The sequence below is a fragment of the Rhizobium grahamii CCGE 502 genome (genome assembly GCF_000298315.2).
Taxonomy (GTDB): Bacteria; Pseudomonadota; Alphaproteobacteria; order Rhizobiales; family Rhizobiaceae; genus Rhizobium; species Rhizobium grahamii.
This window is the reverse complement of record NZ_AEYE02000021.1, coordinates 110580-124734: the sequence shown is the minus strand read 5'-3', so window position 1 is coordinate 124734 and position 14155 is coordinate 110580. Positions and strand designations below refer to the sequence as shown.

The 14155-nt window shown below is 57.0% G+C and carries 12 protein-coding genes; 5 read left to right on the top strand and 7 right to left on the bottom strand.

All coding sequences use genetic code 11. The features are described from left to right. Positions 1-33: 33 nt before the first annotated feature. Positions 34-1188: an MFS transporter gene (locus RGCCGE502_RS18100; protein ID WP_016555637.1), complete on the bottom strand. Its 1155-nt coding sequence runs from the start codon at positions 1186-1188 to the stop codon at positions 34-36. Between the two features lie 193 nt (positions 1189-1381). Next, positions 1382-1624, bottom strand: a complete 243-nt coding sequence (locus tag RGCCGE502_RS18095; RefSeq protein WP_016555636.1) for a DUF2934 domain-containing protein — start codon at positions 1622-1624, stop codon at positions 1382-1384. 293 nt (positions 1625-1917) lie between these two features. Here RGCCGE502_RS18095 and RGCCGE502_RS38030 point away from each other — a divergent pair, with 293 nt between their 5' ends. Then, on the top strand, positions 1918-2412 hold the full coding sequence (locus tag RGCCGE502_RS38030) for a hypothetical protein (protein ID WP_016555635.1): 495 nt from the start codon (positions 1918-1920) through the stop codon (positions 2410-2412). On the opposite strand, the gene RGCCGE502_RS18085 is transcribed toward RGCCGE502_RS38030, so the two are convergent. Continuing rightward, the gene (locus RGCCGE502_RS18085) at positions 2404-3030 is read right to left on the bottom strand and encodes a response regulator (RefSeq protein WP_016555634.1); all 627 of its coding nucleotides are present in this window, start codon (positions 3028-3030) and stop codon (positions 2404-2406) included. The two genes, RGCCGE502_RS38030 and RGCCGE502_RS18085, sit on opposite strands and share 9 nt — an antisense overlap. 1 nt (position 3031) lies before the next feature. Beyond that, positions 3032-4420, bottom strand: coding sequence for a sensor histidine kinase (locus RGCCGE502_RS18080; RefSeq protein WP_016555633.1), 1389 nt, complete (start codon positions 4418-4420; stop codon positions 3032-3034). Between the two features lie 1133 nt (positions 4421-5553). Here RGCCGE502_RS18080 and RGCCGE502_RS36655 point away from each other — a divergent pair. Next, positions 5554-5778, top strand: a complete 225-nt coding sequence (locus RGCCGE502_RS36655) for a hypothetical protein (protein WP_141652368.1) — start codon at positions 5554-5556, stop codon at positions 5776-5778. 63 nt (positions 5779-5841) lie between these two features. On the opposite strand, the gene RGCCGE502_RS18070 is transcribed toward RGCCGE502_RS36655, so the two are convergent. After that, positions 5842-6168 (bottom strand): hypothetical protein, encoded by a 327-nt coding sequence (locus RGCCGE502_RS18070; RefSeq protein ID WP_016555631.1) that lies wholly within the window; start codon positions 6166-6168, stop codon positions 5842-5844. A gap of 300 nt (positions 6169-6468) precedes the next feature. Here RGCCGE502_RS18070 and RGCCGE502_RS18065 point away from each other — a divergent pair, with 300 nt between their 5' ends. The 3 genes from RGCCGE502_RS18065 to RGCCGE502_RS18055 are packed head-to-tail and all read left to right on the top strand — an operon-like array spanning position 6469 to position 11913. After that, the gene (locus tag RGCCGE502_RS18065) at positions 6469-7221 is read left to right on the top strand and encodes an ImuA family protein (RefSeq protein WP_040674984.1); all 753 of its coding nucleotides are present in this window, start codon (positions 6469-6471) and stop codon (positions 7219-7221) included. After that, positions 7142-8653 carry a Y-family DNA polymerase gene (locus tag RGCCGE502_RS18060; protein ID WP_040674943.1) on the top strand — a complete coding sequence of 504 codons (1512 nt, stop codon included), beginning with the start codon at positions 7142-7144 and terminating at the stop codon, positions 8651-8653. Before RGCCGE502_RS18065 ends, RGCCGE502_RS18060 begins: the two co-directional genes overlap by 80 nt. Then, a complete protein-coding gene (locus tag RGCCGE502_RS18055; RefSeq protein WP_016555628.1) occupies positions 8650-11913 on the top strand; it encodes an error-prone DNA polymerase in 3264 nt (1087 codons plus the stop codon). The genes RGCCGE502_RS18060 and RGCCGE502_RS18055 overlap by 4 nt, the downstream gene beginning before the upstream one ends. A 378-nt stretch (positions 11914-12291) precedes the next feature. Here the strand turns inward: RGCCGE502_RS18055 and RGCCGE502_RS18050 are convergent, their stop codons facing one another. Both RGCCGE502_RS18050 and RGCCGE502_RS18045 read right to left on the bottom strand, forming a co-directional pair. Then, positions 12292-12588, bottom strand: coding sequence for a PRC-barrel domain-containing protein (locus tag RGCCGE502_RS18050; protein ID WP_016555627.1), 297 nt, complete (start codon positions 12586-12588; stop codon positions 12292-12294). 328 nt (positions 12589-12916) lie between these two features. After that, positions 12917-13624: a Crp/Fnr family transcriptional regulator gene (locus tag RGCCGE502_RS18045; protein WP_016555626.1), complete on the bottom strand. Its 708-nt coding sequence runs from the start codon at positions 13622-13624 to the stop codon at positions 12917-12919. Positions 13625-14155: the final 531 nt, after the last annotated feature.

The following is a 14155-nucleotide window of genomic DNA, read 5'->3' as shown; positions in this document are numbered from 1 at the left end:
TATCGGGACGCGCTAGGCAAAGCCTGCGAACATCTACGCAGTGAGGACTTTCTGTTGAAAGGAGAGGGAGCGGACGCATAGTAGCGCAGTCAGGATGATCGGCAGACAAACGAAATACGAGGTACGGATGCCAGCGTATTCAGCGACAAAGCCGAGGAGAGGCGGGGCCAGGAAAAACACCACGAATGCCATCTGACCCAGGGCCGCGACGTTGACGTGGGCTGCCCTGTCTACCCGTTGAGCGGCTGCCGAGACAGCTAGCGGATAGACCGCACTGCATCCGACGCCCATCAGTGCGAACCCGAACAGAGCGATATTCTCGTGGGGCGCCAGAGAAACAGCACAGAGGCCCGCCCCAGATATAAGAAGTAGGATAATGGCAACGGGGCGTGAGCCGAAGCGATCGACAAAGGGATCCGCAAATAACCGTGCCAGAGCCATGAAGAACGTGAACATGGTGAGCCCCAGCCCTCCGATAAATGGTTCGGAGTGGAAAACATCCCGCATGTAAATTGCCGACCAGTCGATGCCTGCGCCCTCGACAAGAAAGGCAGCAATTCCGATCGCGCATAGTGGCATCAGCCCTGCCGTGGGCAGAGCGATATGCCCAGTATCAACATGTTCCAGGTTTGGTCGGGCCGGGGCATTGCGCATTCCTCCGATGACAGCCGCGCCAGCGACAAGGACGAAAGTGAACGTCAGCGCGAGATGAAGCTGCATCGAAATTCCCGCCTGGCGGACGGCTGCCGAGACGAGGGCAGTGACGAAGAAGCCAAGGCTCCAGAAACCATGTGCCCTGTTCATAACCCCACGGCCCAGCTGAGCCTCTATGCGATCGATCTCGACGTTCAAGTTTATCTCGAGTGCGCCGGGTAACAATCCTTCAAGGAAGAGAAGGCCGAAAACAAACGGTGCTGCAGTCATCCATGGCACGAGTGCCAAGAGAGCCGAGGTTCCGAGAACCGTTATGAATGCCGTGGTGCGCGCACCAAGGCGGGCGACGAGCGGGGAGGAGAACGTCAACGACAAGAGAGCGCCTATCGCGGCGCAGATCAAGGTGAGACCCAATTCCCACTTGTCGATCTGCAGGAAATCCTGGAGGTCGGGCAAGCGAGACAAAGTCGCTCCTATCGAGACCGCAAACAGGAAGAAGCAGATATAAATCCGCTGTTGCGGCTGGATGTGCATGGCCCGCCCCGGAGAATCATGTCGCGCTGTAAGCGATTTTTAGCCGAATGCGACCGGGGTCTGCAATCGAAGATAGGTGTCCGCTATGGGCGAACACTCTGGTGCGCGGAAGCATTAGTCGCGGGGTGGGCCCAGATTGCACCTGGAGGCACGCAACGTGCTGGTTCTTGCCTCAAACAGAGAGACGGATGTTTCAGTCCGCACTCGTCATCGACGGAGGTTGGATATCCATGGCGGACTCCTTCGTGGTGTCTCCATCGTTGAACTGTTTTTTGGCGGTCCGGTTGGCTTCTGTAACTTCAGCAGCCTGCTCTTCTGTAGCCTCATGCTGGTCTTCCGCCCGCGCCCAATGATCGAGATGTTGGCCCTCGGGACGGCCCTCATCTTCCCAAATCTGGTATGCGCGCTGGCGCCGTCGCTGTTCTTGCTCGTTCATGGCAAAGCTTCCTTTTCGCGGGTAGACGTAACGATCCTGGAATAAGCCAGTTCCATGCGATGACGAAAATGTGCGGTTACAGTAGAAGAGAGCATCGCGGTGCTATTCTCAGCCGCATTGCTTTTTGATCAGGCGGTGGTGGACATACCCACCGCGGTTCATGAAAAGCTCGCAAAATGGGACCAAAGTCTTGCATCGCCGCTACCATAGGTCTGATGCCGGGCCTCTTTGGAAACAATACAATGATCTGACGCGTATTGACTTGCGTAGCTGATCTCGCAATGAGGAGTGCCATGACTGTTTCCAAACGCGCTTTATTGAAGCTTGTTGCCGGCACCGCTGTGGTCGCTCTCCCGTTTTCGGCCTTTGCGAAAGACAATGGAAATGGCAATGGGGGCGGAAATGGCAATGGCAACGGCAATGGCGGTGGAAACGGCAACGGCGGCGGAAACGGAAATGGGAACGGTGGGGGAAACGGGAACGGAAATGGCAATTCCGGCGGTAGCAAGAACGGCAATGGTAACGGTAATGGCGGGGGCAGCGGCAATAGCAGCGGTTCCAGCAGCACGGGAAACGGCAGCTCGAGTTCAACTTCCAGCGGATCGACAGGTTCAGTTACGCAATCGAGCGAAGGTCGCGATGGCTCGATAAATGTTCGCCACGCCAACGGAATCACGGAAACCCTTCGCAAGGGACGCTACATTATGAAGGATGGGAAGGGACGGACAATCATCAGTCGAAGTGCGACCGCGGAGGACGCGCGTCGGCTTATTAGTATCCTACGCTAACCTGTCTCGCCATCGCATGGCGGCCTCCGTCCTGTTCGTAACACCAAGCTTGGTCAGGATCTGGGTCATATGATGCTTTACCGTTTTCTCCTGCAAGTCGAGCTTCAGACCAATCCGCTTGTTTGACAGGCCTAATGAGACAAGATCGACAATCTCGATTTCGCGTGGCGTCAGCAGAGTTTCGGCCGAGCGATCGTGGTGCAGGGTTCTCTCCATAATCTTTGCAGACATTGAAGGGCTTACGCATCGTGACCCTCGAAGAACAGTAGCGATGGCATCAATCAATCCCCTCGCACCCACGCCCTTCAGAACATAGCCGAGAGCACCCTGACGCAGGGCAGCAACCAAGCTTTCAACCTCTTCAGATGCCGTCAGCATGATGACCTTTGTCGACGGGCTGATATGCCGAACGTTTGCGATAGCGGACAGGCCGTTGCCAGGCATCGAAACATCAAGAAGCAGGATATCGGGGTTCAGGTCCCGGGCGATCCGACATGCGTCCTCACCACTTGCGCCCTCGCCGACGACAATGAAGTCTTTGTTTTCGGACAGGCTTCGCACGACACCCTCACGAAAGAGCGGATGATCGTCGATAACGCCAATACGAGTCGATGCCATGCTAGTCTTCTGCCTCCATTGGTTCAAAGCTCATGGTCAAAGTCGTGCCATCAGGACCGGACTGAACCTCGAAAACGCCTCCGAGGCTGTCGATGCGTTCTCTGAGGCCGACGAGGCCAAGGCTCGACGGCCTGATTTCATTCGGATCGAATCCCTCGCCTTTGTCGCGGACTTCGATGCGGACATTTCCATGATGTGATATGGCCTTGACAGCTTGCTGAACGCCACCGCCATGCCGGTAGGCGTTATTGAGTGCTTCCTGGATGAAACGATAGATGCAGATTTTTACAGCCGGGGCGAGATCAGGATCATCATCTTCAATGGTAAGTTCCACGAGAGTGTCGGTCTTGTTTTGATGAGCCTCGACAACACGGTTGACGATTTCCCTGATCGACGCGTTTTCGATCTCCGGCAGGACGAGCCCTTTGCAGATACTGCGGATTTCTGAGATCGCCTCTGCAAGACTTGAACGAATCCATGACAGTTCTTCGTTACGGGCTTCAGGGGTTGTCATTGGATTGATGAGGAGCTCGCTGTCCAGTCGTAGCGATGCGTAAGCAATGTGCTGGGCGGGGCCGTCGTGAAGATCCGCGCCGATGCTGCGCAGGTATGTTTCATTCAAAGCTGCTGCCCGTTGGGACGATTTCTGCAGCCGTCGCTGCAGACCACGGTTTTCGCCAAGCAGCACGGAAAGCTCGTCCACGCGCGCCCCGAGTGCCATGCGTTGTGCTTCAATGATGCGGCTGCCCCGAAAGACCAATGCGGAAAGGGCCAGGAAGAAAACGGCTATGACACCAGCGACCGCAAGCCAGCTTCCCAATCGCGCCTGCGCCAGGCTCTCCTCAAGTCCCTCGGCGCTTTCATAGAACTCTAGAACTGCAACGGCCTCTCCCGACCACGGTTGAAGGACAGGATTGTAAATTTCCATGAGCGGCCTGCCGTAGTCCCGCTCCTTTGCGCTTTCCAGATCATTCGGAAATTCATATCGAGCAACGAGAGTGCCGGAGAAGGCTTCGCGTAACTTGTCATTAACCGGAAAGCTTTTCCCAGCCAGGGCTTTTTCGTTGGAATAGAGGATGGTGCCATCCCGACGCCACAACTTGAAAGAGACCAGCCTGCGACCCAGTGCCCCTTGTCCCAGGGTCTCATCGAGGGCGCGAGCCGTGGCATCGTCAAGCAAGCCTTCCTTCTGCATGTCGGGCAACAGCGGGGCGACCACACTATCCACGTAGAGTGCGGTTGTGGCGCCTGCATTATGGATTACGGCCCCTTGGATAAGGTGAGTCACCAACATTCCAACAAGGACCATGGCAATGGCGGAAACGATCCCCCCTGCGAGAAAAAATTGCGAGGCGAGGGTCTGGCGGTTCCAGCGGCCAAGCCAGTTCATCGCTGACCTGACGGGAAGGGTAGCTGCTTGAGGTCGTAGAGATGGGGCATGAGTCTTACTGTGTAGTATCGATGAAACGGGCGCCTGCAATGCCTCCCGAAAGCTCGCTTGCATCCCGGACATTGTCTAGCCACACACATAGAGCAGCCGGGCCGGGAGTACAATCCAAGCTGAAAGAAGCACGTTCCGACCTGAGTAGGCCATTCGATTTTGCTGTTTGTCCCGCAAGACGTCTGTCTCCCTAACGGCGCCCCTTACCGAATTTCCGAGAAACGGCGTAATGTGAGTTAGGTTCCGGGCTAAGACTTAAGTCGGATAATGTGCTTTCGTTATTCATCCCTTCAGTATTTCTTCAGAGCTGAACGCAGCCACCGTCCCCTTGCTGATAGTACGATGATCATGCGGGGCTCTCTCTGAATACCATTTTGCGCATGGCGTATAAGACCAAGGTGGAACGCATCAAGGGTATCCTGAAGGCACAAGCGAGAGGTTAGGGTGCAGATTACTGCCAGCACCTAATGCTGGGCGATGGCTAAACGGGTCGACATGATGGTCGATGTTCTCGATGACGAACTTTCGGACACAGAGTGACTATCGCGGCACCGAGAGACCGCCCACCGGGCACGTGGGTGAGCCTACCTGTGAGCCTACTTGCGGGGAAAGCCTGGCAGCCAAACGCAAGCAATTGGCATCCCCAAGCAAACAAAGGATTGGCTAACGAGCTATCTCTGCGGCATGGAACGGTCCGGGACTCAAACAGAGCCAACGCCTCTGGAGGTGGCACGAAGGGCAAACGGCCGAGCGATCTCAGTTCGAACTGATGACAGCGGCCGCGCCGAGCGTGATCGAGAAAATCGCCGTCGATCACGGCATCAGGCCGCCGCTGACGCTCCGCAACCGATTCCGAAAAGGCGTTGGGCAATCTGAAGACTTATGCCGCTCGCGCGGCGACCTAAAGCAACACATCGCAGGCTCAAAGCCAGGCTCAAGAGGCGGATCAAAGATTGCAAAGACCAAGTGGAACATCTAGATGGGCCAGCGGAATGGCATGGATGATGTCATCCGGCTTCTTCACGAATATCCCTGCGTCCGGCGCCCTGGTTTGCGCAGTCACAGATTCGATAGATTAAACGATGATATTCTACTGCGTGACGGTTATCGTTCCCAGCGAGGGGATAACGATCTGCGAGCGATTTAAGACTATGACCGACGCCGTCGAGCGCGCCACCGGCATTCTCGCTTTCGAGGATCGCGGCGTCCTCAAGCGCGACTGGGCGTTGCTGAAGGACGGCAAGAGCCTGCCCCTTGGGGCTGATGGTTTCATTAGTATCGAAACCGTGGAAGACGCGAATGCCTAAAGCCATCCGCTGACCCCACTCGAGGCTCTAGCAGCGCGACCGCACCAAGCTGAACGACGTTCATCATAAATCGCCTTCGGGTTGAGTTTCCGGAGCGACAGTGTTTGTTGCCAATCCTGTCGACGAGCCATCCATCGCAGGGCTGGCTTGGTTGATCCGCCGACACGACGGTTCCGGCACGGCGACGATGCGCGTCGGGAAATCGCTCGATCTCGTCGGAAACGACGCACATTCGAACCGCGTCACCGTCGCAGGTTCTGATGCTGTCCGGCGCCCAATGCCATCTTTATGCGTGTCGCGTCCTCTTAGTCGGGTGAGGCGGATGCCGGATAGGTGGGGCGCCGTTTCGTTGGCCGCAGCGAGAAACTGGAAAATCGCCGCGTTCGCCATCCCTGTCGCTTTCCTCGGGCGCCGATGTGCCTAAGCAGCTGACACCAATACGAGACCATCTGGGACAGGACGGATCGGTGTTGGACGACGGTTGAATTTTTTTCGCTGCTTCAGAAACGGCGCTGGCCCCTAGGAAATTGATTCAACAGCCGAATCCCTCTGACCTCCAAAATCGAGGAATAATTTCCTGTTTCCCGGCATCTTGACGCCGTTGACGGAAAGGAACAGAAGAAGAACATTACCGTTATAAACGACATGATGTCGTCCCTTTTAATGCGATTTCTGAAGGATTCGCCAACGATGTCGGCTGCTCGCGAGGACATTCTCGCAGATTTGCGCGAACGGATCTCCGCCTTGGAAGGGGGGGTGGCCAAGCGGGTTGGCGGACTCCCGTTCGGCGTACCCGAAATCGATCAGATCCTGCCTGGTGGGGGTCTTGCATATGGCGCGCTACACGAGTTTTCCGGCGGCGGAGCCGGGGCTGTCGATGGAGCGGCCGCCGCCCTGTTTGCAGCGGGGATCGCCGCGCGAACCCGAGGAACGATTGTCTGGTGCTTAACGCGGCCGGACCTCTTCTTTCCGGCGCTGGCTCAGGCGGGTCTTCACCCCAACCGGGTGATCTTCGTCGAAGGGGATAAGGAGGAGGATGTCCTTTCGTCCATGGAGGAGGCGCTTGGTTATGGTGGTCTGGGCGCCGTCGTCGGAGAACTGGTCCGGCTACCGATGGTCTCTTCGCGGCGTCTGCAGTTGGCAGCTGAAAAGACTGGCACGATGGGCATCGTTGTCCGGCGCTGGCGCCGACAGACCGAAGCAAACGACTTCGGCCAACCGACGGCCTCGGTGACCCGCTGGCGGGTCAGTGTGCTGCCAAGCCAGGATTTGCCCGTTCCGGGCGTAGGGCGAGCAAGGTGGCTGCTTGAATTGATGAGATCGCGGGCGGGCGAGTGTGCTGAGTTTGAAATTGGAGCCTGCGATGACAAGGGTCGTATCGATATATCTCCCCTATCTGGCAACCGATCGGATTCGTCGCGCCGATCCCGATATTCCGGCTGATCAACCGATTGCCATCATTGAAAGAAGTGGCTCAAAGCGATGGGTCTCGGCCGTCGACGTTTCGGCAAGGAACGCTGGCGTTCGCGTCGGCATGCAGGCTGCCAAGGCGCAGGCGCTCTTTGGCGGACTAACCATGATTGACGCCGACACGGCTGCCGATGCCGACGCACTCAGGCGGATAACCTTATGGGCGCTGACGGTCTATTCGCCGATCGTCGCGGTCGATGCGCCGGACGGTATCGTACTCGACACGGAAGGCGCCGATCATCTTCAGGGCGGAGAGGCGGCGATGCTTACGCGTCTTGCCAATCAGTTCCGCGCAAAGGGTCTGACCGCAAGCATTGCTGTTGCCGACACCTGGGGAGCGGCGCATGCCTGCGCGCGTGCGATCAAAAAAGAGACCGTTGTCGTCCCACGAGGCGAAGCCGCCCATGCAACGGGGCGGCTTCCCATCTCCTTGCTGAGATTACCCGAGTCGATTGTGCGCGACCTTCGCGTGCTGGGGTTCAAGACCATCGGAGAGCTTTCGGCAACGCCCCGCGCCCCGCTGGCGCTTCGGTTCGGCCCGGAAATCGGCCGACGCCTTGATCAGATGTTCGGGCAGTTGTCGGAACCTATCGAACCGATCCGCGCGCCGGAGTGGATCGAAGTCTCTCGCGCTTTCGCAGAACCCATCGGCGCGGCCGAAACAATTAACAAGTATGTCGGCGGCCTGGTCGTTCAGCTCGTTTCTGAATTGCAGCGCAAGGGGCTTGGAACCCGCAGGACAGATTTGATCGTCGAGAAGGTCGATGGCACCCGGCAGGCAATCCGCGCGGGCACCGCCAAGCCCGCGCGCAAGATAGCCTGGTTGACGAAGCTCTTCAGGGACCGCACGGAAAAAATCGATCCGGGTTTCGGCATCGAGAAGCTCACACTTGCCGCCGTGATCACAGAGCCCCTCGGGGAGGCGCAGCACGCGTCGTCGCTCGTGGAGGACAAAAGCGAGGATATCACGCCCCTCATCGATATCTTTGGCAACCGCGGACAGCGGGTTTACCGTGTTGCTCCGGTCGCATCCGATGTTCCGGAACGAAGTGTGCGGCGCATTTCAGCTGCGGCCGCCGAAATCGCCGAAACCTGGGTTCATCATTGGCCACGCCCTGTCCGGCTGCTCGATCGCCCCGACCGGATAGAGGCCATTGCCCTTCTCCCTGACCACCCCCCGGCGAGCATCACATGGCGCGGCAAGCGACATCGCGTAAAACGGGCCGACGGACCGGAGCGGGTCTTCGGTGAATGGTGGACACGCGACGCCGAGCTTACGGCAGTCCGTGACTACTTCGTCGTCGAAAACGATGCCGGCGAGCGCTTATGGATTTTCCGCAGCGGCGACGGCGTCGACCCCGAGACCGGAAACCAGAAGTGGTTTCTGCACGGAATTTTCGCATGAGATACGCTGAGCTTCAGGTGACGACCCACTTCAGCTTCCTCCGGGGTGCGTCATCGGCGGACGAGCTGTTCTGGACCGCAAAGGAGCTTGGAATCGAAGCTCTTGGTGTGGTCGATCGCAACAGCCTCGCGGGCGTCGTGCGGGCGCTGGAGGCATCGCGTGCGAGCGGTGTGCGGCTGGTCGTCGGCTGCAGGCTTGATCTTGAAGACGGTACATCCATTCTTGTTTACCCAACCGACAGATTGGCGTACTCCCGCCTCACGCGGCTTCTGACGCTCGGAAAGGGACGAGGCGGAAAGGGTAACTGTATCCTTACGCTTGATGACGTCGCGCGTTACGCCGAGGGGCTGATCTGCGTTCTCGTTCCCGATCTCGCGGATGAGACCTGTGCGGTCCAGCTTCGAAAGTTGGCAGAGATTTTCGAGCACCGCGCCTACGTGTCGCTTTCGCTCAGGCGTCGACCAAACGATCAAATGAGATTGTATGAGTTGTCGGATCTTGCGGCGAAGTTCCGCGTACGCACCGTCGTGACTAACGACGTGCTGTTCCACGAGCCAAACCGTCGCCAACTGCAGGACGTGGTGACTTGCATCCGCAATCACACCACCATCGATGATGTCGGCTTCGAGAGGGAGCGCCATGCCGACCGCTACCTCAAGCCGCCCGAAGAGATGGAGCGTCTCCTTCCGCGCCATAGGGAGGCGCTCGCACGGACAATGGAGATCGTTGAAAGATGCAGGTTTTCGCTTGAGGAGCTTACCTACCAGTACCCCGAGGAAGCCATCGTGCCCGGCATGGATGCCCAACAGTCGCTGGAGCATTATGTTCGCGAGTGTATACCGAACCGCTACCCTGAAGGTTTACCGCAGAATGTGCTCAGGATCGTCAGACACGAGCTCGATCTCATCAAGGAGATGAGTTACGCTCCATATTTTCTGACGGTTTTCAGTATCGTCAGGTTCGCCCGCAGCCAAGGGATACTTTGCCAGGGCAGGGGATCGGCGGCAAATTCCGCCGTCTGCTATATCCTCGGCATCACCAGCATCGATCCGGAAACCAACGACCTTCTGTTCGAGCGCTTCGTCTCCAGGGAACGCGACGAGCCCCCGGACATCGACGTCGACTTTGAGCACGAGCGTCGGGAGCAAGTCATCCAATGGATTTACAAGACTTATGGCCACGACAAAGCCGCCCTGTGCTCAACCGTCACCCGGTATCGTGCCAAAGGCGCCATTAGGGATGTGGGAAAGGCGCTCGGCTTGCCAGAGGACGTTATCACGGCACTTTCGGCCGGCATGTGGTCCTGGTCAGAGGAAGTGAGCGATCGCAACGTCAGGGATCTCAACCTCAACCCGGCGGATCGGCGCCTGATCCTGACATTGAAGCTCGCTCAACAGCTGATGGGCGCTCCGAGGCACCTGGGCCAGCACCCTGGCGGCTTCGTCCTCACCCATGATCGACTGGACGATCTCGTTCCCATTGAACCCGCTTCGATGGTGGACCGGCAAGTCATCGAATGGGACAAGGATGATGTCGAGGCACTGAAGTTCATGAAGGTCGACGTTCTTGCACTTGGCATGCTCACGTGCATGAACAAGGCGTTCGACCTCATCCGGGTGCATAAGAACGAAGATCTCGATCTTTCAAATATCCGGCAGGAGGATAGCGCGACATATGCGATGATCCGCAAGGCCGACACGTTGGGGACTTTCCAGATCGAGTCTCGCGCCCAGATGGCCATGCTCCCCCGCATGAAGCCACGCACCTTTTACGACCTTGTCGTGCAGGTCGCGATCGTCCGGCCCGGTCCCATTCAGGGTGACATGGTCCATCCATATTTGCGGCGGCGCGAGGGCAAGGAAAAGGTTGAGTATCCGACGCCCGAGCTCGAAGCTGTGCTGGGAAAGACCCTCGGCGTGCCGCTGTTTCAAGAGAGCGCCATGAAGGTCGCGATGGTATGCGCAGGATTTACCGGCGGCGAGGCTGATCAACTGCGCAAGAGTATGGCGACCTTCAAATTCACGGGTGGCGTCTCGCGCTTCAAGGACAAGCTTGTCAACGGCATGATCGACAATGGCTACACCGCAGAATTTGCCGAGAAGACCTTCTCTCAGCTCGAGGGTTTTGGTTCCTACGGCTTTCCCGAAAGCCATGCGGCATCCTTCGCGCTCATTGCCTATGCGTCCAATTTCGTAAAGTGTCACTTCCCGGACGTCTTCTGCGCTGCGCTGTTGAATTCTCAGCCGATGGGATTTTACGCCCCGGCTCAGATCGTGGGCGACGCGCGAAATCACGGCGTAGAAATTCGACCAGTCTGCATCAATCACTCGCGATGGGACTGCACCCTCGAGCGCATTGACAGTTCGGAACGTTACGCCGTCCGGCTCGGCATGCGATTGGTCAAGGGATTGGCTGTTGCCGATGCCGCCCGCATCGTCGCAGCGCGGATGAATGCACAATTCGAGAGTATCGACGATGCTTGGCGACGGTCAGGTGTTCCTTCAAAAGCTCTTGTCCAGCTTGCCAAGGCGGATAGCTTCCTTCCGTCCCTCAAGCTTGAACGTCGTGATGCATTATGGGCTATAAAAGCGTTGAGAGATGAGCCGCTGCCTCTTTTTGCCGCTGCAGCCGAACGTCAGATGCAAGCGATCGCAGAGCAGCAGGAACCTGAAGTCGGACTGATGCAGATGACCGAAGGTCACAACGTGGTGGAAGACTATGGCCATGTCGGTCTGACATTGCGCCAACATCCCATCGCGTTTCTGAGGAAGGATTTGACAGATCGCCGGATCGTCACCTGCACCGAAGCGATGAATGCTAGAGATGGCCATTGGCTGATGACGGCCGGTCTCGTGCTGGTGCGGCAGAAGCCGGGGTCTGCGAAGGGCGTCATGTTCATAACGATCGAAGATGAAACCGGTCCGGCCAATATTGTAGTCTGGCCGAGTCTGTTCGAGAAGCGGCGCCGCGTGGTCCTGGGTTCGTCAATGATGGCTATTAATGGTCGCGTTCAGAGAGAAGGAGATGTTGTTCATCTCGTTGCGCAGCAGCTCTTCGACCTCAGCGGCGACCTGTCGGGGCTGGTCGACCTCGATATGTCGGTGAGGATTCCGACCGGACGAGGGGATGAGTTCACACATGGGTCGCCGGGCAGCCTGGATTCGAGGGGGAAGCCACGGACGACAATCCAGCCCAGGGATATCTTCATTCCCGATCTCCATATTGACACACTGAAGGTGAAGAGCAGGAACTTCCATTAAATTAACCGTGGCACCTAAATCGCATGTCCCTGTAGCTACGAGAAAGTCATTTTGATCGAGTTCAGGTCGCGTGATGGGCAGGTATGACTTGGCACCCGTTTGTCTGATGAGTTTTCAGCATCTTTGACTTTCGTGGAAACGGAGAGTGTCGGCAATGAGTCCTGCGCTAAATGCATTCTATTGAAGGTGTAGTCGAGCTTGTCTTGAAAAAACCTAGAAAAGCGAAGCCCGTTGACTTTGACGCCAAAATTTACGTGAAGCAGACCCCCTGATCGCATGGTGCTTTCTCCGCGGCTCGTTTTTGTTACCAAAGAGCCGCTTCGGGCAGTAGGACAGCGATGTAAACGCCTGAGAGCCCTTCGTGGACGGGCTTCTCTACTAGTCCCTGTGCTCAGGCATTTCCTTCAGTTGGTCTTCGGTCCAGGACGTCACAGCGTGGACCTCGCCATCTTCATCTCTCATGAAATCGAGCTGATTTGCTGCAACCGCAACTGGCTTTGCGCCAATGCCGAGGAACCCGCCGACATCGATGATGACCGTGCTGGTTTCGCCGGTGCCGTGAACGTGATCTACCTTGCCGACCTTCTGATCATTCGAGCCATAGACGGTTGCACCTTCTAGATTGTCAGCGACAAGTTCCGCAGTGCCAAGCCGAACGTGATTAGTATGATCCATCCTCTGCGCCTCCGCCTCGTTGATTTCATCCAACCTCTATCGAGCCCTTTTGTTCCAACAGCGATCGCCGGACGACGCCTGTCAATTTGGCCGGCGACGCCATCCAGCATATCGCGACCGCCGGCGGGGAAGGGAGTCTATGCATGACATCATTCCGCAATTACCCAGCCGGCATTCAACACCGGGAGTTAAGTTAAGCTCTGAGAATTGTTCACCTTGGCATAGCCCGCGGACTTCCTATTGGTGTGTCGTGAAAGGCACCGGGCCGTCGTTCAGATGATTTTGGAAAGAAGCTGGGTCGGCGGATGTAGCCTTAGAAGCCCAGCCTTCACGTTTTTCCTAGAAGCCGTTCGAACTCCAGTTCGGGAACACCGTAGGAACTTGCGGCGAGGGCCTCCAGCCCTCTTCTATCCCTTACCATCACAGAGCCACGGCTGGAACGAATAAGACGCTTGCCTTCAAGTATATGCAAGCTCGTGGTCACGCTTGGCCTTCGTACGCCGAGCATAAGAGCGATGTACTCATGGGTAATGGCCATTTCGTCAGAGCCAAGCCGGTCATGACACATTAGAATCCAGCGCGCGAGGCGTTGTTCCACGTCGTACTTCGCATTCGCCAGTGACGTGTACGCCACCTGGGTGGCAAAGACGTGCATGTATTTGATCATCGGGACCTGAAGAGTCGGGCTTTTCATCGTTGCCTGACGCATTGCTTCAATTGGCACTCTATATCCCGTTCCCGGCACATGAATTTCAATCAAATAAGGAACGAGATCATCACCTATGATTGTAGCAGTCGGAACAAACCCTTCTCGGCCGAACATCCCGGCCTCAGCCATCTGTCCAGTTGCGGCGACCGCCATCACTGATCCAATTCCACTTTCCGGAAAATAAACGAAATCGAGTGCCTTGTAGGGCTCTGCCATCAGAAAGTTGCCAGGCAGTTCGACAGCTTCCAAATGCTTCGCGAGAAGATCGAAGTCGTCAGCTGTCAGAGCCTTGAGCATTCGGTTGTTGATGTCTGCTTGCGACGGCATCGAAGCTCCCCAGCTCGCTGACTTTTGTTTCCGGTTCAGATTAGCAACAGGTCTGTCCCTGATGCGAGAATAGGCTCCGCACTTTTTCATTCAAGTACGATGGCGTACACACGTTTTCCATTGACCTCTAATATACCATCATCACAATCCGTCGCGTTTAGTGAGCACGAAAGGTTGGCAATGATCAACGGGCGTATTCAAGATGCTGACATGGCGGTGCTTTCTCGGTCGGTTAAGACTTGGTACAACCACTACGGGGCCGCTCCGGACGAACAGGCATCAAGAACCCTCTGCAGCGCAGCTATCGATCTCTTTCTTCAGGGCCATAGCACTCAGGAGGAACTCACTAGTCTCCTGATTTCAAGGTTTCCCGGCCCTCAAGCGACGTTGACCCATGCCTTGGGCTACGGGCAATACAGTGAAACAGGTCCTTCTACAGGCTCAGCGTCGCGGTCAGGGATCGTCCCAAGCTGCTGCCTGCGCGGCCCGACGTGGGGAGCGTCGGGTCGCGTCCGTCTTTGGCGGCCGAAG